The sequence below is a fragment of the Nitrospira sp. Vd2 genome (assembly GCF_979581665.1).
Window position 1 is genome coordinate 231,034 of record NZ_CEFZSK010000011.1, and the last position, 20,415, is coordinate 251,448.

Sequence of the window (20,415 nt, forward strand, 5' to 3'; positions counted from 1 at the left end):
GAGTGAGCGTACCGTGCAATTATGCTCATCGTTGGCTCTACTTAGGATTTACTTAGATCACGATGGCGTCGAAGCTGTACATCACCGGGCTTCCTTTCTATCTCAGCGAACGTCAGCTCCGCTCGGCCCTGTCACACTGTCCTCTCACGTGGCTCTCAATCGTTCGCTCGAACCACGGCATCGTCTCGATGGGCGAAGTGGACAGCGTTGAGGAGAGCCAACGCCTCACCGAGGTGCTGAATCAATGGTCACTGAACGGCCAGTGCAAGATCGCCGTCATTCCATGCGACATCGCACAAGCGTGCACGGTCGAGGAAATGGTCCTACGAGCTGCGCTCCGGCGCAGCCCAGACGCGAGCAGATCGGCGGCGTAAGTCCCAGCCGGCTGCTGGACGGGTCCTGATCGGTCTCGCGTACACAGAACGACCTGCGCGCATTGTTGCAGTTGTGTGGCCTCACGGCGGTGAAAGGGCCTCCCGCCATGCGCGGCGCGACACTTTTTCTCCTGGATGATGACCCGGCATTCTCCGGCGTCATCCCTCACCTCCTCGAACGAAGAATCCCAGGCACGCAGATCACGTGCTTTCGATCCCCGCAGGCCATGCTCGAACGTCTCGCATCCGGCCGACCCTCGACAATTCTGACGAACTGCTCGCTCGACCACATGGACGTCTTCGATCTTCTCAAGGAGATCGCCAGGCGTCGAAGCGACGCTGCAACGATCGTGATGTCGACTGCCGTGGACACCGCAAGATGCGACGCGCTGCTCCAGTCCGGTGCGGTCGAAGTCATCCCAAAGCAGCCGGACGGCGACATGCTGGAGAGGGTGGTGAGAACGGCGGATCGGATCAGCCGCCTGCGGCGGCTTGTGCGAGCGAAGCAACTGCGTCTGGAGCGTCTCCACCTGACTCTCAAGACGCTCGAAGAGATCATCAGCAATGCGAAAGGCCGACCGGCGAGGATTTCCTCCCCCTCATTCGCCCATCGCCTTCTCGACTTTCATCGGCGATCCCGTCACACCGTGGAGACGCTGCAACGTTCGTTGGACGCGTTGCACGACTCCATGGAGCTTGTGAAAACCATGCTCACGGAAGCCGAAGCGAAGCTGAGCCAAGCGATGAATGCCGCGCGGCGGGCGACGTTTGCGCGGCTTCTTCCGTAGCGCCCTCACGCCTTCCGCTTCAATCTCCCTACTCTCAGAATCTTCTGATCATGAACGGCCGGCGAGCCGGAGGGATTTGTAAGCGCCCATCGCGCGAACTGGGATTGCAGAGCATTCGGATGGCTTGTGCGTCGGCAGGTCAAAACGGGCGCCGAAGTCCGCCTCAGCGCCCGTACCGGCTCTTGGGCTTGGCTCGCTACCCGGCGAGAAGAAGATGAATCCCCTCCCCTCGTAGGCTGCATCAGCAGGTGTGATTCCGAGCCGGTTTCCAATCACGCCCTGCTGGCGCAGTCGTCACGATAGCAAGATCACAACGACACCACAAGCCGGGCAAAGTCTCTACGGAAGTGATCCAGATGATCGACCGCTTCATTTCGTCCCATCTGTCCCTCACACTGACGAGGCGAGGATCAAGAGCTGTCGTAACCTTCTTCCTTGGCCACACGACTGTGACCCATATAGGAATGGCCGCCCGTCGGTGGCGGCCTGCCTGCTCATTCACAGTGGAGGTGATCTATGCACTCGCGATCTGCTTCAGCCTACTTGCGTCCGATGCTCATCAGCCTGACCGTCCTGACGTGGCTGGCTTTGCCGACAGCGGCGCTGGCCGACCCGGATGAGCACCATCCCGATTTTGCCAAGCACGCCTTGTGGAGTCTGCTGTACCATCAGAAGGATATGGGCCTCTCGGCCGAGCAGGTCGAGAAGATCAAAGAGATTCAGATCAACTACGCCAAAGCGCACGTCAAAGCGGAGGCGGACACCAAATTGGCGAAGATCGATGCGATGGTGTTGAAGATGGATGAGAAATCCGATCTCGGCGCGATCGAAGCCGCCATGCAAAAACACGAGCGGGCCGAGACGGCCATGCATCTCGAGAGCGTGAAGGCGATCCGCGCCGCGATGGCGCTCTTGTCTGCCGAGCAGCGAGACGCCTGGAAGATGCACATGATGAAGCTCGGCAAAAGACTTCATGAACGGACACACGGCTGCGAACGGGATTGAGAAGACGCTGCGCCTGCGAGAGCGGGCCGAGCACGCTCAGGCCACGTCTCTTCACCGGTCCGTCTCGCAGGCACCGTAGATGGGAGAGACGATCTGTTGGCGCTCACGTGGCTCCCGGTATTCGCTCTGACATTGACGGCCGACGTTGAGCGCAACGAGCACGTGCTGTGGTCCACAGGGATCACCCATCGCGAGGTTCATCCATGAGGGGAGACGGGCATCATTCACTTCGATGTGCCGAGGCCCGGCCGGCCCGGCTGCTGATCATCGACGATGATCCTGTTTTGCTCAATGCGCTACGGACGGCGATCGCCTTGGACGAGATCGACTCTCGGCCTTGTTGATCACTGTCCTGACAAGGCGGCACGATGAGCGCGACTTAGCGCATCAGGCGGCCTGACGGCAAGGAGGAGGAGAAATGACACGCGTTGCCAGGAGCGTTGTCTTGTCGGCGGCCTTCCTCGGTGCCGTCCATCCAGCAGTCTCTTCTCTTGCCGGCGAGCCGACCAGACCCTCCTCCGTCGCCGGTGCGCCGGTCGCGCAGGGTGTCGTGCTGACCTATTTGCTGGACCCGCGCGGTGATGTTGAGGGACTGCTCTTGAGGGACGGCTCACAAATGCATATCACCTCGCGTGCATCGAGTGCGTTGATCAACAGCGTTCACCCCGGCGATCTCGTGCAGGTCTATGGGTCTCGGGAGCCGGCCTCTCCGTTGGTCAAGGCCGATGTCATCGTCAATGTCTCGGATGGCACAACGTTCACGGTGCCCTACCGCCTCGACCTGCCCATCCTTCCTGAAAGCCGGCTCTCGATGCATCACATGACGGCAGGAGGAGCCGTGCAGATCTTGCTGTACGACTATCTGAAGGGAGTAGTCCACGGCATGCTGCTCTCCGACGGCACACAGGTTCGCCTTCCTCCCGATGTCGGTGAATCCTTCCGCCGGTCGTTGAAAGTGGAGCAGCACGTGCAGGTTGAAGGGTATGGAAAAGAGACGACCTACGGACGCGCCCTCGAAGCGGTCGCGATCGGGGTTCAAGGACGTCCAGTACTCCCGCTCGACCGCGCCAGCGAAAGCATCGACCGCTGATCCAATCTCAGCATCGCGATAGGCGCGGTCCTCGACGCTTTACCGCAACAGGTTGAGCACTCCTTCGAGACGGCGTGGGGAAGCCGCGTGCGGATACAGCGGATGATCCGGGTAGACGAGACGCCGAGTGAAGAGTCGGCTAGGCGGCGCTCTCCTCAGTCCTGAGGGGGGAATCAGATGGCGAGCCGGTCGCCGCGACGGCGCGTTCAAAGCAGACCAGCCGTTCGCGCAGCCGCGTGATCTCCTTCTCCAGATCGATCATCTTGAGCTCGCGGCCGACCACCACATCGTGGAACGCCTCCAGCTCGTCGACCTTCTGCATGAGCTCGCGCTCCAAGGCCTGCCGCTGCTGCAGTTCGGCCTCGGCCTTCACGTAGAGATCGCGTAGTTCCGCTGCCCGCGCTTCCGCCGTCTGTTTCGCCTGTTGGAGCTGCTCGATCAGTTGCACGTTCTCCATCGCGACCGCGGTGGAATCCGCGAGGGCGCTCAAGAGGTCGATCTCCTCGTGTGTGGCTTCATGTGGCGTCGCCCAATACGTGCCAATGGCGCCGATCGGGTCCCAGGACCGTATGGGGACCATCACGAGGCTCTTGACGAACGTCGCGCGGTACGCGTCATGCGGGATGCGGGCATCGGCGTAGATATCGGGCACGCCGAGCGCCGTTCGATGCAGAATGGCCCAACCCGAAATACAGGCGGACAACGGGAACCGCTGGCCCTTCCAGAGCGGGGCAATCGCGTCCTCATCGGCGTAATACACGCGGTCCCCTTCCCTGAGCACGAAGGTCGCCCCATCGGCGTGGGTGTGGGTGCGTGCCGCGTGGCGCACCGTCGCCATGACGTCCGCCAGCGATCTCGCGGATGACAGCCGCCGCAGCACATCGATCAACCGTTCCACAGGCTGGTGCCCCTTAACGGAAGACTACATGACGCGCGGGGTGCGAACCGTTGACGAAGCCGGGCGCGGGCTCGCTCCTCTGCCGCCGTCTCGGCGGCGGCAACTTCCGCCTGGTAGCGCCGGCACTCGGCCGCTAAGAAGTCCCGTATCCCCTCGGCCTGGACAATCGTCTTCGTCAGCGTGCCGACGGCGGAGTCCATGATTGCCCTTGTCGGGTGGGGTCCCTGCATGCCTCGATCGCTTGATGTCTTCGACTGAGCCACGCGACGTTCCAGCCGCTCGAGGCGTTGTCGAAGACCCGCGACAAGCGCCTCTTGACGAATTAAACGCTCCGCGACTCGATGCGCACGGATCGCATACCGGACGGCTGTCACAAGCACATCACGCTCGAACGGTTTGGAGAGGAAGTCAAAGGCGCCGTGTTGAAACGCTTGCTCAGCCACTTCCAAGTCCGGCACGCCCGTCATCACGATGATCGGCGTGGTCGGGGCCGCGTCCTTCAGCTTGGGAAGCAGACGCAGTCCGTCGCACTCCGGCAGCGAGAAGTCGGTAATCAGCGCGGCGTACGCGTCGCGTGCCAGGCATGCCAGTGCGGCCGAGGGCCGTGTCGTCGTTTCAACGGCGACGGAGAGTTGTCGGGTGATGATGTGCGGAATGACTTCGACTAACGCGGGATCGTCGTCTAGCACCAACACTCTAGATTCGACCATGGGCGAGAGTGTACGTGATGCCGACGAGCAGGGCAAGATCGGACATCGCTCTACGATACAGACTTTATAGGGGCGATCATGTCTGCCTCCTCAAGGCGGGCGGTCCAGCCGACCGCGGAGACCACGTCGGCGGCTTCCTCGAAGCGGCCGAGTTCGAGTTGAGGCAGCCGGTTTACGTTCCTGCTCGGTGACCCGCTGTCGCCGGACGCGCATCACGCTGATGCTCAACCGATCGCTGCGGTCGCGATCTCCCGGTTGCGAGAATCGTTACACCGCTGTGCCATCTGCTCCCTCGGCTGGTCCCGCCCGGAGTGGCAGTCGGATAACAAAGGCTGTGCCGACGCCCGTCTCGCTGTCGACGCTGATCGAGCCGCCCATGTCCTTTACGATGCGGTAGGAGATCGACAATCCGAGCCCCGTCCCCTTCCCGACGTCCTTGGTGGTGTAGAACGGATCAAAGATGCGCGAGAGCGCATGGAGGGCGATTCCGTGACCCGTGTCTTTGACGGTGATGATCGCATCGCGGTCTTCCCGGCCGGTGGATACAGAAATGAGCTTGCTGTCCGCGTGCTCGACGGCATCGCGGGCATTCGTCAGCAGGTTTACCAGGACCTGTTCAAGCTGAATCCCACTCCCGGTCACGACCGGATCTTCGGGGCTATAGATTGATTCGACGCGAATGTCGCACAGGCTAAATTGCGTCTCCAGCAACTGCACCGCCTCCCGGACGACGGTATTCAGCGAAATCTGCTCTGTGGCGGCCTTCGGCTTCCTCGCGAACGTCCGAAGATGGTCGATGATCTTTGCGGCTTTCGTCGTTTCGCGCTGTGCCAGGCTAAGAGAGGCTTCAATCGCCGGGTCAATGTGTGCGTCACGCAACCGGTCCAGGACATTCCCGACGCACAGGTTGATATTGTTGAGCGGATTGTTGAGTTCGTGTGCGATGCCGCTCGCCATCTCGCCCAGACTCGCCAGCTTGGCCGCCTGCACCAGCTGCTCTTGCTGCTCGCGTAGTTCCCGCTCACGCCGCTGCGCCTCACGCAGGAGACGATGGACCTCTTCTTCGGCGCGCTTGCGCTCCGTGATATCGATGATGAAGGCGACGCATTCCGACGCCGGTCCGGTGCCCTTCAGCCGCGTCGGGGCAAACAATCCCCACCACCGCGATCCGTCCCTGCGGATGTGCTGCTTCTCGTAAGGCGCCGTTTCACCCTTTGTCGCCAACTCCTCCGCGGCGTGAGCCGTGACGGCGAAGCACTCAGGCGGTGTGAGCGTGTTCCAGTCGACGACCCGCAGCTCCTCGCGACTGTACCCGCTCATCCGCTGAAAGGCTGCGTTCGCGTCTATCATCCGTCCGTCGAGCGTGAAGAACAGGACGCCGACGGTGTCGATGGAGAGCGCCTTCTGCAGCCGGCCCTCGCTCTCGCGCAATGCCTCCTCGACACGCTTGCGCTCGGTGATGTCATTGAACAGGATGGCGACTTTTCGTTCCGCCGGCGTGCCAACCCTCCACGCATACACCTCGTAATACCGGTGCAGTTGCGCTGCACGGTTCTCGAACCGCCTTGCCTCGCCCGTCAACGCGATGTGGCCGTAGATTTGGAACCAGTGCTCTTCATGCTGCGGCGCGATTTCCCTCATGCGGCGGCCGACGGCATGCGGGATGCCGGTCTGGCGCTCGAAGGCCGGATTGACGAGGAGAAACCGGTAATCCACAGGCTTCTCATTCTCGTCGAACAACACTTCAATGGTGCAGAACCCTTGATCGATGGACTCAAAGAGCCTGCGGTATTTCTCCTCCGACTCACGCAACGCGCCTTCAGCCCGCTTCCGCTCTGTCACGTCGTTGAACAGCACCGCCACATGTCGACACTCTGGATCGTCGATTCGGAAAGCATACACGGTCCACCATCGCTGCAACGGGGCGGAGAAGTACTCGAAGCGCGCCGGCTCACCGGTCAACGCCACGTGCCCATACACCTCGCAGGAGTACGGGTCCTGGCCGGGTGCGATGTCGCGCATCCAGCGGCCCACCGCGTTCTCGATACCTGTCTGTCGCTCGAAGGACGGGCTGACTTCCAGGAACCGGTAGTCGACAGGCTTCTGATGTTCATCGAACAGCACCTCAAGCGTGCAAAAGGCTTGATCGATGGAGTGGAACAAGGCATTGTATCGGTCTTCCAATTGTCGGAGTTTCGCTTCGGCCCGCTTCCTCTCGGTGATATCGGTGACCAGCATGACCACGCCGTGGACGGTGCCGGCGGCATCGACGTGCGGAGTGTACGCGGCGTGAATCGACCGCCGGTTGCCCGTCTTGTACTGCACCTCCGCTTCGTACTCGAAGGCCCGTCCGGCAAGCGCGGTCTTGATGTGCGGGCGAATGATGCGCCACGCATCCTCTCCCAACACCTCGCGCATAGAGCGGCCCAGAATCTCCTCGGTCGTCAGTCCAAACCAGGCCGTGTAGGCGCGATTACAGAATTGATAGCGGCATTGAGTGTCGACGTACGCGAGGAGCGCCGGGACGTGATCCGCTATGAGCTGAAGCTGCTCGCAGCTCGGCCCTCTGGCCGGCTCCCGGCTCCGCAGCTTCTCTAATTCAGCCTGCAATTCCCGGATACGGGCTTCGAGATGTACCGTTGATGGGGGAACAGTCCGATGACCGTCCGCTCCCGGGACGCTCATGAAGCGAATCCCCTGACACGATAGTGCGATGTCATGATTACGGAGGATACAGTAGACGCGAAGCAGGGTCTGTAGGCTTTCGCCTTACGGGAGCTGTCATCTCCCTTACTCTAATCAGGGCCGCTGCGCTGGTTCCAACCCGCTCAGGAGTACCTGCGCGGCCTCCTCGCCCTCCGCCGCGGCCGCGGCGGAGGGGACGCAAGTACAAGTCGACCGAAGGGGTAGGCGTGATCTCAAGCCGCGCGCGAAGAGGGAACCCCTGGAATTGCTCGGACAACGTTACGCATCATGATGCGCTGATGCAGAGACGATCGGTCATCACATCGCCCTAGTATCTGACGTCTGTTAGGTCCATGACAGTGAGGTGTCGTTGAAGATGGTACCGTGGGGACGATACTGACGTGGGACGTCTCATGTCTTCCGCCGTGCTACTTGTCGATGACGACCCCGCGTTGCTTTGCGCACTGCCGGATGCATTGCGTCCGCGTGTTCCGTCCTTGCTCGTCGAAACCACCACGTCTCCGCGCGAAGCGTTAGCCTCAGTTCAGCGGAAACCGTACGAGGCAGTGATCACCGATCTACGGATGAGTGAGATGGATGGGTTGGCATTGCTCTCGGCCGTCAGAGCGATCACCGATGAGCTACCCGTCGTGATTATGACGGGAACCGCCGATGTAGACCTGGCTCGGCATGCGCTGGACAACGGCGCGTTCGACTTCCTGTCGAAGCGCTTCGAGCTTGATGATATGACCAACACCGTCCGGGCGGCCCTTCGGTGGCACAGGTTGAAACGCAAGCAGAGGCAATATCAAGTGGCGCTGAGCCAATTGATGGTCCGCCTCGCTGATCTTGAGACGACCCATGCAGGCAGAGACACTTCGCCGGTCGAGCGCCACGGCGATTGCGCGATACGGCAGATTCTCAAAGATTCACAGGAACACGTTGAGCAGTCCTTCCAAACGGCTCGAAGGAGCAGCGAGCGGATGAAGCAAACGATCCGGGTATACGACAAACTCATCGCCAGGCAGGCGGCCTTCACGGCCGAGCTGCGGGAAGAAGCGTACCGCCGCGCGCTGAGCCGATTCGCCTCCCGTTAACAGCGCCATGTGAAATGGGCGCTCGTGCGCCTCGTTAAGACGGGCGGTCTAACCGACCACGGAGACGCAGGTCGGCGGCTTCCTCTAAGCTGCGGAGTTCGAGCCGAGAGGCCGCCAGTTTGCGTTCCTGCTCAGTGAGCCGCTGTCGCAGGACGCGCATCACCCTGATGCTCAACCGATAGCTGCGGTCGAAGGACGGGACCAGGAGCTTCGAGAGTTGATCGCGCGGAGCAGGCCGGACACTCCACCGCTGCGCCTCGATGCGTAAGCGGTGCAGACGGTGGAGTCTCTGTTCGATGGTCTGGACGCGATGCCGGAGACGATACACGCGCAGGGCATGCTGCACCACGGGGATGAGCTGCCGAGCTGGGATGAGCTTACGCACGAGGTCGAATGCCCCGCCTTCGAGCGCCTGTTGGATCCTGCGCGGCTCGACGTTCTCGGACGCGCAGATGACCGGGCTAAAGGGCTGCTGCCGCTGAACCTCGTGTAGGGCGCCGAATCCCGTGCCAAACGGTAACGTCAGGTCGGTGACCGCCACACTGACCGGCCGCTCGATTAAGAGTCGTCGGAGCGGTACCAACGAGTTGACGTGTTCCAACGCGACACCCGGCAGTCCTCGGCTGACAACCTCATCAACGAACTTCACGAAGGCGGGCTGTTCGGTGACGAGCACCAGATGTTCGGACGATGGCATGTTGAGGAACCTCTGGTGGTATGGACGGCTTCGGAAAACGGGCCAGATTGTCTCACATTTTCGGCGCCTACGCGATCATTTCACAGTCGTACGTAGGTCCACTATGGGAAGGCAGCGACAGCTCGTTCGTAGCAGTATGCGCGTCCGGCACTACACACAAGAACGGTTCACGGCAGCCGTCAATGCTGTTTTGCAGACAGCACGCCCCCCCTACGCGCCCCCGACCTGTTCCCCATGCTTGAAATCACCCGACAGTTGCACGATCCGGACATCGTCTTCCGCAAGCACCGATCTGCGAGGACAAGAGCCTGCACGCCATGCCGCCCGACTGTTGCTCGCCACTGGCATGGATGCTACAGCCGTTGATTGTTCCAAGATAAGTAGCGACTCCAGATCGGCGCGACCTTTGTACAGACGGAGTTGAGCGCGCCGGTGCTCGACTGAATGATCCCGACGACACGACTCTGACACCCGCTGCCGCTGGTCGCGCTCCCCGCTCCTCCCGTTCCTTGGCCGCTGATAAAGACAGCCATCTCAGACCCGAGCCCCGTGCCGCTTCCGACGGAGACGGATCGGAGGGCATTGTTCGTCCCCCCACCGTTCGGCGTGGTGCCCAAGAAGGCGTTTGTACTCGCACTTCCTGTGAGATAGAAGAGTCCGTAGAGGTTACTGGCCCCGGCTGACGTGCAAATATCGCTGGCCGGCGTGAATGACGTAAAGAAGACGGCGCCGCCGATCAGCGTCGGGGTGACCACGACCCGCTCGCCCGGCGTCGGTAAGAGGATATACCAGCCGTCCATGCCCTGGATGAGGCCTTGAAGCGACGTGCTGGTCGTTCCTGTCACCGTCGAGACGCCGGGCACGCCTGAAACCTGACTCCCCGTGCAATCCACGCACACAGTCGCGTTCGAGACGTTCAACAGATTGTTGTTCCAGCAACTCGTGACGCTGCTTTCGGTACAGGTTTGGCTCATCACCGAGTCTTTGATGCCGAAGAAATATTGCGTTTCCGTATTGGACTTATCCGCGGTGCTCCAGAAACGGCCCGTGCCAAAAAAGACCCAGACCTTGTTGGTGTCGTCCATCGTGACCGCCACGCCGCTGGTCACAGGACCGGGCGTGGTGCTGCCGCTCGGCGGAAAGGTAGCCAAGATTTCCGTCGGGACACGGGCACCGCCTGTTGAAAATCCCCAGGTGCTGGATTGGCACGGGGCGCTTGTACAGGGATTCACTATCAGACGATACAGTTTGCCCTGCCATGGTGGCGTGCCGGCATTGATCGTCGTGCCCATGTAGCCTACATCGACGCGATAATCCAGATCGCGATCCACCGTTGTCAGGTCGCTCATAAACGCATTCGCAGTGCTGACAGGAAAGGTGACGACGCCGGCGTTCGCGCTCCCTGGCCCGGCAAGGAGATCGATGCCATACAGTTTGGGCGACTGCGTGATCCCGCCGTTGTAATCGGTGGGTCCCGACCCGATGAGCAGATACCATTTCGCGTTGGTGGCGTCCGAGGGGTTGGGGGCAGTTGTTGGATTCATGCGCACGACCGCCGGATAGCTCGTCGTCAATCCAAGGCCGGCATCACTAAATGCCCACAGGAGTTGCGGATCTTTTTCGGGGTCGGTGATGTCGAGGACGAGATAGCCGCTGTAAAAGGTCCGAGTGTCGGTGGGGTCGGTCGTGCTGCCGTTATTGTTGAAGTCGGCGGTCAACGTCATGGGCGGGGCCTGACTTGTGCAGTTCCCGCAGCTTCCGCCCAGACGGAGGCCGACGATGAGGATCGTCCCCCAACCGGACGGGTGGGAGGTACTCTGGCCGTTGATGCAGGGCGTCGGCGCCGCCGTCCCGGCATCGCAGAAAATTCGGACGTCCGTCGCTTTTGGTTTGAGATCGACGTAGTAGACGTGACTGTAGTTTGGGTCTGCGAGCCAGCGGAGATGAGGCAAGAGCTGTTGCGGGATAAAGGCCCACAGTTCCTGGCCGAGTGGCGGGGTCTTCGTCACGAAGGGCGCCGTCAAGCGCTGAGTGGTAAACCAGCCATTTTCAGTCGTTCCTGATGTGGTTGGATCATCCCCGGGATTATAGAAGCCCGCGTTGAAGGCATGGAGCATTCCATCGTTCGCACCGGCGTAAATGACCTGCCGACGCGTCGCATACGCCTGATAGAAGGCTTGGTAAGAAGGATCGCCATAGAGCAGATCATAGCGTTCGTGAGGCGCACCGACCAACGTCGGCGTGGAATTCACGATGTCGCCAAGTTTCCAGGTCTGGGCCGTGCCGGCAATCGTTAATTGCCGGTTACGCAGCCCGGCGACCTGATTGCCGAGAATGAAGTTAATGACGTTATCGGTGGTAAATGGCGCGCTGGCGCTCGTATTTAAGTAGGGGGCCAACGCGGTATCATTGGCGACGGAGAACACAAGTTGTTCGCCGGGATCCACGATTCCGACATTGTTAGGATCCACCCACGTCAGGATGCGCCGCGAGGACGGTGCAGTCGACGCCAGCACGCTGCCGGCTTCCCAAATCGGCCGGAGGGACGTCAATGGTTGATTGGACACGGTGGGAGTCGAATTATCGGCTTTCCCGTCGCCGTTCGCATCGGCAAACTTATTGATCAGGACCTGCCCGTATGTCGGGCTGCCGGGGTTATTGTCATAATAGGTCGTGATGATGAAATCAGTATTATAGACCAGTCGGCCATCTCCGTTCGTGTCCTCCCGTAGATTGCCGAACTGGTCGATGAACAGCGACTGCAGGTAGCCGAGCCACCGGACTTCGTTGAGCGTCGCGGTGTCGAACGTGGAAGGGAGAAAATACGCTTGATAGAGCGCACCGGTGCCTCGCGAGGAGTTCGCGAGCACGGACACGGCCGTCCCTGATGCCGTCTTGCTCAGAATTGAGACAAACGCAGCCCCCAACTGTGCCTGGAGTTGCAGCGGATTGGCGGTGTAGAAGTATGTGTCGGGCTGCCCGTCGCTGTTGGCATCCCATTCAGACGGTTGATCGGGAACGTTATTCCCGTTCCTGTCCGTGAAGCCGCCATACTTGGCGGCATACCACAGCGGATCGTTTAACACCTGCGCGGTCGTCCCGCCGACGGCAAAGGTTCGCGTGTTGACGGAGTTCCCCATCCCGTCGACCGCGGAGCTAATCCCATTGTAGACGTCGCAATCATTAAATCCTGCTTGTCCGCCACACGTAACGTCCAAGTACTGTCCGGGTGCCGTCACACCGTTGATGAAGTAGCCGGCGTAGTCAGTATGGCCCGCCGCGCCGTACAACCCTTTGGTCTTGACTGTAATGGACGTGGACGTCGTCTTGACGTACAGCCTCATCCGGACGTCGAGCTCGTAATCCCATCCATAGTCGGCATCGTCCCAGAGGATATCGACACACGAAGTAAACCCATTGCCTTGTTCGGTCGTCCAATCGACGTCGTTTTGACAGTACTGGAAATCGACGATTTCGCCGCCGGAGTTATCGCCGTTCGTCCCTTGCGACGTGCAGCCGCCGTAGCCGGGCGAGCCCCAGCCGCTGGTCGGACAGCCGTCATGAAAGGCGGGAATGATCTGGACTTGCTGGCTGCCAACCGTGTAGGTGAGCGTGGGGAAGGGAGGATCGGTGGCCACACTGTACGTCGTCACCGACTGCGTGCCTGTCACATCGGTCCGAAGGTCAGTCGTCTTCGCATAATTCGCCAGCCCGGCGAGATAAAACGAACCCTGTTTGGTCGGCTCTTCGATGCAGAGCCCCCGGAGGCTGGCGAAATTGCCGGACTTCGGCGTGCACTGGCGGTCGTACGTGGAGCCGGACTGACCGATATAGACGCTCCCGATCCCTTCGAGCGCATTGATATTCGCGTTCGCAATTAGCGTCTGGACGCCGGGCACGTCACTGGTGCTGATCGTGTTGTACCAATAGGAACCCGGGAGTTGATCGGAATCATACGAGGGGCGGGGATCGGTCAGCATCAGGATGAACGGCTTCGAGCAATACGGGCAGTTTCCCCCCGTCGGACTATAGGGGTCGACCCAAGAGGAGGCAACCGTTAACCCGAGGAGCCCGGCGTCGGGACTGCTCACTTGGAACTGCGAGGTGGGCCCGCTCTTGCCCATGAAATAGCGCAGTGCCTCGTAAAACATCTCGCCGATTGGATTGCCCCAGCTTCGGCAGATACCGTTATTCGACGTACTTAAGTCGAGTATTTCGGCGCTATTACAGTTGTTATTACTTTGAGCGGAGGTCGCCGAGGCCGTGCCTTCATACCAGCTGTCTCCCCAGCTGTACTGTACGATCTGAAAGCGATCGATATTGGTGATAATCTGCGACGTCGACGCGACCATCCCGGTCGCGGGGTCGATTTCTCCATTGACGTCCGTAATGTTACTGCGCAAGACGCCGCCGCTCACATGGGCCCCGTAGCTTCCACTGATCAGCGCAAATTTCATGAAGATCGTATCGTCGCTCGTCGTCGCCGTGCCTTTTCGATCCACGCCCAACTGCTGCATGAGGCCGACGGGCTTATAGTGATTGGTGTTGCTGCTATCCGTATAGGTTTGGCAATTGACCTCGAGCATGGCCGGATTACAGACTAAAACGTCGGCGTTATAGGTCGCGTAGACGGTGAGGGCAGGCCCATAGGGAGAGCTGGAGTTTTGATTGTACTGCCACAGGCATTGCTTGTTCTCCGTGCTGGCCGCATAGGGATAGTAGCCGTTAATCACCATGATCAAGCCCGAGGTCTGGGATGCCGCGGTATTCGTGTTACAGAACGTGATGCTGGCCCAAGAAAATGGCGTTAATGATGAGATGTTGGTCCCGTTGTAGACCTTGGCCCACGAATGGCCGTCTTGCGGGAGCAACGTCCGGCTGAGGACGGTCGTCGACGTCGTATCGATGCTCCGGCGACCGCCGTAGAGAACCTTCCGGGTCACGTCAATCCGAGCCATCGTGGCCCAGTTGAGAAAATTTCCGCTCCAATTCCCGGTGCAGAAGTGACCGTTCGGGCCGGTCGCAGAGCCGACGGGCTCGAATCGTGCGGATGGCGAAGCGCCACTGTTGTAGGTGTAGCACTTCGTCCAGTCGAAATAGCCGTCGTACTGGATCGTGTCCTTGTACGTCGTGTCGACGACGCCGTCGCCGTCGAGGTCGGTGATGTCGTTGTAGGCCTTCAGAAACAGCCGATGGTCCTTTGACGCAAGCAACATGACCAGCGGCGGAACCGTATTATTGATAAACGGAGGGAATGCCGTGTACGCCGACATGGATGGAGCCGCTGCTTCCGCCGAAGGGCCGACCGCTGCAACCAACAACGCGAGGGCGAGCATGACCGCGTTTCTCATGCGACATCCCGGCCGAGTGGCGGACCGGTAGGCCAACGGTTGTCTCGTGATGGAGAAGTCCTGCGGTGGACGACAAATGTTAGGTGCCGTCGGAAACGAACCCAGAAGAGCGGCGGTGTTTTGTGTGATGAATGACCAGTGCATGACTTCCTCCCCGGCACACGCTGTGGTCTTTCGACTGCACCGAGCAGCCGGTGCAACGCCGTTGCCGAACGAGGAAGAGTGGGGGTGCGTATTGACACGCAAAAAAGGTTGTCACTTGTGAATCGCTTTCGGTCGTCGTGCTCTCCAGTCACGTGCGTCGAGTGCGATTCTGCACGAGAAGTCCCAAGAAAAATATCGGCGGAAAGCAATTTTTGCTTTGACACAGCGACAATTCTTGCCACAATAGCACGTAAGCGATCCGAGCAGCATCGGGCCGGGATGCTATTCAGATTAAATAAACTTAACAGCACCACATCCCGTGAAGCGAACTTGGCGACGCGGTTTTGCGATGCGCCGTTTGGAAGATTCTCGCCACTAACTCACACGGTCCGTGTATTGATGATCATATGGCTGATTGCGTGGGTGAGCGTCGTTCCGCTTGTTCATCTTCACCTCGCGCAGGTCTTTGACGACACAGACGCGAGCATCGCCCGTCAAAGTGAAATTCCACACACCGTTTTCTCCCCCGACGTCCCTAACGAGTTTGCCGCTCGCGATCATCAGGCACGGATTCCGCAGTCGGCCGTCACCGTGCCCACGCCGATAAATAAGGGCGAGCTGTGGCTCGCGGCTCTTCGCCCTTACGACGATGACAAGCTCACCAAAGCCACGCAGCATTTCGAGGGCGGGTCTTCACCGCTCGCTCCAGTTCAAGTGCACCGGCAGGTTCGCAGAGCTATCGCGACCAGCTTCTTTGTCCCCAAAACGCCCAACAGGACAATCGCTCTCCTTCGCGGCCCCCCAGTGTCCCTGGCCTGAATCACGTCAATCTACCGTGCGATGCACACGCGCCCGGTGCAGAAGTGCACGGGTACGCGTCGCCGCATGTTGCCGAAAGAGGAGGACGTATGGTGAAGGGAACGCTGATAGCCTTCTGTGTCCTAATCGTGCCGGTCATCGGCGCGGCGTCGGCCGATTCTCCATGGTTAGGGATCTATGTTGGTGCGCGCGTGCCCAGACATCACATTGTAAAATCGCAGGTAATCGTCACGCGCTACAGCGGCGGGCCGACTGAAGCGCTGCACTACGACAAGGGAATCAAGGCATTGGGAAAAGAATGCCGTACAGACGGCGGCGTGGCACTTGTGAATCTCCACATTTCTTTTGAGCTGGGAAGTACGAGCGAGGGGGAAGGCGGAAGGGTCAAGACACACGGCGCGTCCAAGGAATATCTGATCTATGCCGACTGCGTCCTCACCGCGACTAAGGAGGACACGGAGCAAACGTCCCCGGCCGGTTTGGCGCTGGAACGATAGGGGGCCATATGGAAGCAACGAGCAGCGCACGCCAACGGCGCGTCCAATGGCTTCTTCGTCATCGGGAGTTATGGCACGACTTTCCGGGGACCATCGCACAGATGTCGGCCGAACATTGGGCGAGACAGGAATACATTATTAATCGGATGCGCATTGAACGACTGTACTCGCACTCTACGCGCGCGAGAGACGTGAATCTGATTAAGTTGTTGAGGGAGGCTAGGAGGCGACAGGTGGCTAGTATGGCACACGGCTGACCGTTGAGCTTTTAAGCGCTGTCCCGCGAGGATCGGTCGAAGAAAGGCGGTAGCATCGATTCCGGGCCGACGCTACGTGAGGTACTCTGCCCCGCCATTCTGGCGCAGCCAATTGCCCGGGCCGCATAACAATACACGTATGAGGACAATGGTGTTCTTAATTTAAGTCAGCGTCCTTGAGGGGCCACGCTTCAGTTAGACGAGGCCGAAGCTAAAAGCAAGGCCCTGCTAGAACGCCTGTCAAAATGACTGCCGTCTTGGAGGCGGTGCTGTGGATTTTGAACACTGCGCGCAGTCGCGCATGCTGCCGTGGTTATAGTGAGGCTCGGACGAGAGGAATGATTCGAGAGGAAATAGAAGGGTTCGCGGCCGAAAGCCTCTAAGCGTGCGAGATCTTGGAACGGGAGTCGCTGTTGGAACGATGTGGGCGTGCCACCCGGCCAATGCTATTCTCTGCTGGTGGCAGTGAAACCGATGCACGAAAGGGTATTCCGCCGCAGTGGCCGCCCCATTTATCCGCATGAGGCTACCGTGAATCACACGCATAAGCAATCTGTGTGGTGTTCCGACACCTTCCTGCACAAGGCAAGCAATAGCGCTAGGCGCGGCATTTCAACTGATTGATCTACAGGAAGGGTGCACGACAAAAAGATTGACACATTTTCTCTGACCTACGGTGTTTGCTAGAACCTCAGTGCTGCTTTCTAGCCTTCTGCCCGGCTTTTCCTTTTCTCGCTGCCTTCCTACCCTGTGGCACCATCGACGGCTTGCCGCCCTTGGTCACCTCTCGCTGGTAAGGTGCAAGTTTTTGACGTTCCGCATCTGAATAGATTCTCGCACCGTATTTCTCCATCAATTCGATCTGAGCCTTCACATCACCACGGCGGGCACGAGCAAGAAGGTTTTTCCGTGCATCGTCTTCTTCTTCCCGGCTTGGAGTGCCATCACGACGCATACTGCATGATATCACGTATTCGTGTTATTTGCTGTATGGTTGCTTGCATGATACAAATCAGCCATGCAGCAAAACAAGCCGGGAGGCCCACTATGCAAATGCTCACGATAATATCTGGCGCTAAAATTGAAGAGCAAGTTCGCTTGTTATTGGACAACCTCGCCGTCAAAGGCTACACCATCATTTCCGACGTGGGAGGTAGCGGTCAAACTGGGACGGTGTTTGGGAAAGGCTTATGGACCGATCGCAGCAAGTTATTTCTCATTGCCTTGGAGGACGAGCAGATGGCTGCATTGGTGAACGCGGTGAGGGAACTGCATGCCAAACTTGTCCAAGAACGCCACGGGCTTGCCGTGCCGTTAAAAGTTCTTCTGCAGCCCTGCGAGCTGATCGTCTAACAAGATGGACATTCCAACTCAGATAGATGTCGTTATTGTATAGGTCATAATTCGATCTGCAGTCGATCCTCACGGCGTTAAGCTGCTCGTATCTTCTCCTTGGTCAACGGCACACTGTCGATGAACCTCTGCATCGGGTCTTGTCGTAACACCATTTCCTGATGGGAACGCTGTATCCTGCTCCCCTCTGAGTTGAGACCACCTCTAAGACAGGTCGAATAGCGGACCACGGGAGGTGGACGTGATCGATGAGACAAGTGAACCGAGGTCTGTCGCGCGACCCTGCAGCGTCGATCCGAGGGACGGACGTCTCGGCGTCGGGAGCCGAGATGGCTGCGTGCCCCGGAGCCGTTGATTACCGCCCATCCCACCTTCGGCTATCGCCGGTTGTGGGCGCTGCTCCGATTCCAGCGCGGCATCCACGTGAATCAGAAGGCGTCTACCGAGTGCTGCGGGAGAAGCGCTGGCTGGTCCATCAGCGGTGCGCGACGCCGCGTCCGCGGCTCGCGGTCCGGTGCGTCAGGCCCGTCGCAGCAATGAACGGTAGGGGCGATGGACCTCACGCATTCCCTGCGGGCGAGATGGCTGGGCCGATTTGGCGGCGGTGATTGATTGTCATGATCGGGAAGTCATTGGCTATGAGTTCGCGTTGCGCAGTCGCGCCAAGCAGGCTGAGCGAGCGGTGGAGGCAACATGATTGACCAAACAGCAAGCGCCTCGTGTGATCGGAAGATCATTAGATCCTTGCCACAGAACTGGCAGTTGGTCCTCGGCACGTTGAAGCGGCCGTGACACTTGAAGCCAGCAGCGAAGTGGAAGAGCGGTGCGACAGGCGCAGGCGGCGATGACGGGTGCCGGATTCGCTGCGGCGGGTGCCGTCCGCGCCGAATGGCACGCGAAGACCTCAGACCTGATCGAAGAAGGCGCGCCCACCGTCGCGGTTAATCACGGTCCCTTTACCAGCCATCTGGATGCCCACTACGGCTTAATGCCGCTACTGCTACCAGTTGCCATGGTCGTCGCATTTTCCAGCGACCCGTAGCATGACCATTACCAAGGTGAGGAACAAAACAATACCAGTGCAAGCACAAGGATACCTGCGATAATGGTAAACCCATGGTTGATCACGATGTCCATCATGGCATCCTCCTGTCGTATGGAACGTGCCTTTTCGTACGACGTGCCTTTTCGTACCGTGATCGACGCTGAGGCGCCTTGTACATCGTGCGTTTCAGGATTTTGTCGTGGTTACGGATTAGGGGTAACTATCGTGCGGACCGAGACAGGTAAGCGTTCTAGGGCCGGATCGGTAGGGAAACAGGCGCGACATCAGAGATCGCCCGATCGCTAATGTCATGGCCCGACGTGTGGCGCCCCCTGCTACGAATCGTTGGGCAAGGGGTCCGGGCCCTGACCGGGCTTCATGTCTCTGACACGTCGCGTCGGGCGGCTGCTAAATATTCCTCTGATGGCCTGATGTCACCATCGCCGTCGCGGATCATGGCAAACGCTTCCTCTCTCGCTTCAGCCGGGATATCGATGATTGATCCCCAGGCTGAGCGCGTGCTGCCGATGCTGCAGCATATGTATGGACACATCAAATTCAATCGTTCCCACTGATATGACGGACAGCGCGTACTTCGCCGATCCACGGATATACGATCAGAATTGACGGGTACGAACTCCATGTCGATTAGCCATTCCGGCACCAACAATCCACCACAGCGTGAGCACGCCAGTAGTGGTAAACGTGCGAACTCTGCTTGAGTTCGCACGTTTATCCCTGGGCATCCGAACGACTAGAAGTTGGTGCCCGTGCCTTTCACGGGGTTGGGGGCTAATCGTTCGGTAGTTGTCCGCACCATGCCCAGTGGCGCGGGGACTTTCCCCCAGCTTTGTAAAAACTGGATCACATGGAAATTATCTGACGGGCGGTGGCGATAGAATTCATTCCTGTGTGCCCCGATTTGGGGCCTGGTTCGCCTGATGCCGGTATTGTTGCTCATGTGCGCGTGCTTCGTGTTCTTGCTTCGTGGCCCATTGGTTCCAGCAGCCATCGCAGACGAACACCCAGTGGCCATCCCCGTGTCGCGGTCGCATCGAAGGCCTGACCAATGTCTTTGAACACCCGTATGAGATCGCCGGGGCGAAGGGTACTGTCAAAACTGACAGCAGGCGACTAAGTGTGAGCGCTACCACCACATTTGTCAGCGATATCGGGTTCGGCAGACGTTGGCGTTGGGCTAGCACGGCGGGGATCGAAAATCGCAAAGTGATGGCCCGGATTCTCAAGAGGTCAAAACTCCCGCTCTACTTCACACCCCATTGTCTCGGCACACCGATGCGAGCCTCATGCTGCAACGGGGGGAACCGGTGTCATACGTCCAGCGGCAGCTCGGCCATGCGAGCATTCAACTCACCGTGGACACTTACGGCAAAGTGGCTGCCAATGGGGAACAAGGCCGCCGTCGAGCGGCTTGATACGGTAGCAGCCGAGGCGACTGGTAGCAAAGTGGTAGCAAATTCGGGAAGAGAAACCGAGAGCCTTCTAAGTCCGTGGATTCATGGAGCCGGCGACTGGGATCGAACCAGCGACCTGCGGTTTACGAAACCGCTGCTCTACCAACTGAGCTACGCCGGCCGGAGTAGA

The 20,415-nt window shown here is 59.4% G+C and carries 15 protein-coding genes and 1 tRNA gene; 9 read left to right on the forward strand and 7 right to left on the reverse strand.

Annotated features, from left to right (window positions below):
• Positions 1-62 precede the first annotated feature (62 nt).
• The 4 genes from AC1U7K_RS06240 to AC1U7K_RS06255 all read left to right on the forward strand — a co-directional run bounded on the left by AC1U7K_RS06240 (position 63) and on the right by AC1U7K_RS06255 (position 3,257).
• Entirely contained in the window at positions 63-374 is a 312-nt protein-coding gene (locus AC1U7K_RS06240) for a hypothetical protein (protein WP_480250082.1), read from the forward strand.
• Positions 375-481: 107 nt separating this feature from the next.
• Positions 482-1,162 carry a response regulator gene (locus AC1U7K_RS06245; protein WP_480250084.1) on the forward strand — a complete coding sequence of 227 codons (681 nt, stop codon included), beginning with the start codon at positions 482-484 and terminating at the stop codon, positions 1,160-1,162.
• A 516-nt stretch (positions 1,163-1,678) separates the two neighbouring features.
• Positions 1,679-2,167, forward strand: coding sequence for a Spy/CpxP family protein refolding chaperone (locus AC1U7K_RS06250; protein WP_480250085.1), 489 nt, complete (start codon positions 1,679-1,681; stop codon positions 2,165-2,167).
• Between the two features lie 418 nt (positions 2,168-2,585).
• Positions 2,586-3,257, forward strand: coding sequence for a hypothetical protein (locus AC1U7K_RS06255; RefSeq protein WP_480250086.1), 672 nt, complete (start codon positions 2,586-2,588; stop codon positions 3,255-3,257).
• 139 nt (positions 3,258-3,396) lie between these two features.
• Here the strand turns inward: AC1U7K_RS06255 and AC1U7K_RS06260 are convergent, their stop codons facing one another.
• From AC1U7K_RS06260 to AC1U7K_RS06270, 3 genes are all read right to left on the reverse strand, one after another.
• The gene (locus AC1U7K_RS06260; protein WP_480250087.1) at positions 3,397-4,155 is read right to left on the reverse strand and encodes a GAF domain-containing protein; all 759 of its coding nucleotides are present in this window, start codon (positions 4,153-4,155) and stop codon (positions 3,397-3,399) included.
• The gene (locus AC1U7K_RS06265; RefSeq protein WP_480250088.1) at positions 4,143-4,850 is read right to left on the reverse strand and encodes a response regulator; all 708 of its coding nucleotides are present in this window, start codon (positions 4,848-4,850) and stop codon (positions 4,143-4,145) included. Before AC1U7K_RS06265 ends, AC1U7K_RS06260 begins: the two co-directional genes overlap by 13 nt.
• 282 nt (positions 4,851-5,132) lie before the next feature.
• The gene (locus tag AC1U7K_RS06270) at positions 5,133-7,550 is read right to left on the reverse strand and encodes a PAS domain-containing sensor histidine kinase (protein ID WP_480250089.1); all 2,418 of its coding nucleotides are present in this window, start codon (positions 7,548-7,550) and stop codon (positions 5,133-5,135) included.
• Positions 7,551-7,951: 401 nt separating this feature from the next.
• Between AC1U7K_RS06270 and AC1U7K_RS06275 the strand changes: the two genes are divergently transcribed.
• Entirely contained in the window at positions 7,952-8,647 is a 696-nt protein-coding gene (locus AC1U7K_RS06275) for a response regulator (RefSeq protein ID WP_480250090.1), read from the forward strand.
• A gap of 34 nt (positions 8,648-8,681) precedes the next feature.
• On the opposite strand, the gene AC1U7K_RS06280 is transcribed toward AC1U7K_RS06275, so the two are convergent.
• Positions 8,682-9,344 carry a response regulator gene (locus AC1U7K_RS06280; RefSeq protein WP_480250091.1) on the reverse strand — a complete coding sequence of 221 codons (663 nt, stop codon included), beginning with the start codon at positions 9,342-9,344 and terminating at the stop codon, positions 8,682-8,684.
• A 353-nt stretch (positions 9,345-9,697) separates the two neighbouring features.
• Positions 9,698-14,695: a pilus assembly protein gene (locus tag AC1U7K_RS06285; RefSeq protein WP_480250092.1), complete on the reverse strand. Its 4,998-nt coding sequence runs from the start codon at positions 14,693-14,695 to the stop codon at positions 9,698-9,700.
• A 543-nt stretch (positions 14,696-15,238) separates the two neighbouring features.
• Between AC1U7K_RS06285 and AC1U7K_RS06290 the strand changes: the two genes are divergently transcribed.
• Entirely contained in the window at positions 15,239-15,658 is a 420-nt protein-coding gene (locus AC1U7K_RS06290; RefSeq protein WP_480250093.1) for a hypothetical protein, read from the forward strand.
• An 89-nt stretch (positions 15,659-15,747) separates the two neighbouring features.
• Positions 15,748-16,155, forward strand: a complete 408-nt coding sequence (locus AC1U7K_RS06295) for a hypothetical protein (protein ID WP_480250094.1) — start codon at positions 15,748-15,750, stop codon at positions 16,153-16,155.
• A gap of 948 nt (positions 16,156-17,103) precedes the next feature.
• Here AC1U7K_RS06295 and AC1U7K_RS06300 read toward each other — a convergent pair.
• Positions 17,104-17,367, reverse strand: a complete 264-nt coding sequence (locus AC1U7K_RS06300) for a hypothetical protein (protein WP_480250095.1) — start codon at positions 17,365-17,367, stop codon at positions 17,104-17,106.
• Positions 17,368-17,414: 47 nt separating this feature from the next.
• On the opposite strand from AC1U7K_RS06300, the gene AC1U7K_RS06305 reads away from it, so the two are divergent.
• Together AC1U7K_RS06305 and AC1U7K_RS06310 are read left to right on the forward strand one after the other, a co-directional pair.
• Complete coding sequence (locus AC1U7K_RS06305; protein ID WP_480250096.1) at positions 17,415-17,765, forward strand: PG0541 family transporter-associated protein; 351 nt, start codon at positions 17,415-17,417, stop codon at positions 17,763-17,765.
• A gap of 823 nt (positions 17,766-18,588) precedes the next feature.
• Complete coding sequence (locus tag AC1U7K_RS06310) at positions 18,589-18,807, forward strand: hypothetical protein (RefSeq protein WP_480250097.1); 219 nt, start codon at positions 18,589-18,591, stop codon at positions 18,805-18,807.
• Positions 18,808-20,330: 1,523 nt separating this feature from the next.
• Here the strand turns inward: AC1U7K_RS06310 and AC1U7K_RS06315 are convergent.
• A tRNA-Thr gene (locus AC1U7K_RS06315) sits at positions 20,331-20,406 on the reverse strand.
• Between the last annotated feature and the right edge of the window lie 9 nt (positions 20,407-20,415).

Excerpts from the sequence above, each read along its gene's own strand:
- AC1U7K_RS06240 (WP_480250082.1), top strand. The coding sequence starts at position 63 with ATGGCGTCGAAGCTGTACATCACCGGGCTTCCTTTCTATCTCAGCGAA.
- AC1U7K_RS06245 (WP_480250084.1), top strand. The coding sequence starts at position 482 with ATGCGCGGCGCGACACTTTTTCTCCTGGATGATGACCCGGCATTCTCC.
- AC1U7K_RS06250 (WP_480250085.1), top strand. The coding sequence starts at position 1,679 with ATGCACTCGCGATCTGCTTCAGCCTACTTGCGTCCGATGCTCATCAGC.
- AC1U7K_RS06255 (WP_480250086.1), top strand. The coding sequence starts at position 2,586 with ATGACACGCGTTGCCAGGAGCGTTGTCTTGTCGGCGGCCTTCCTCGGT.
- AC1U7K_RS06270 (WP_480250089.1), bottom strand. The coding sequence starts at position 7,550 with ATGAGCGTCCCGGGAGCGGACGGTCATCGGACTGTTCCCCCATCAACG.
- AC1U7K_RS06280 (WP_480250091.1), bottom strand. The coding sequence starts at position 9,344 with ATGCCATCGTCCGAACATCTGGTGCTCGTCACCGAACAGCCCGCCTTC.
- AC1U7K_RS06285 (WP_480250092.1), bottom strand. The coding sequence starts at position 14,695 with ATGAGAAACGCGGTCATGCTCGCCCTCGCGTTGTTGGTTGCAGCGGTC.
- AC1U7K_RS06290 (WP_480250093.1), top strand. The coding sequence starts at position 15,239 with ATGATCATATGGCTGATTGCGTGGGTGAGCGTCGTTCCGCTTGTTCAT.
- AC1U7K_RS06295 (WP_480250094.1), top strand. The coding sequence starts at position 15,748 with ATGGTGAAGGGAACGCTGATAGCCTTCTGTGTCCTAATCGTGCCGGTC.
- AC1U7K_RS06300 (WP_480250095.1), bottom strand. The coding sequence starts at position 17,367 with ATGCGTCGTGATGGCACTCCAAGCCGGGAAGAAGAAGACGATGCACGG.
- AC1U7K_RS06305 (WP_480250096.1), top strand. The coding sequence starts at position 17,415 with ATGATACAAATCAGCCATGCAGCAAAACAAGCCGGGAGGCCCACTATG.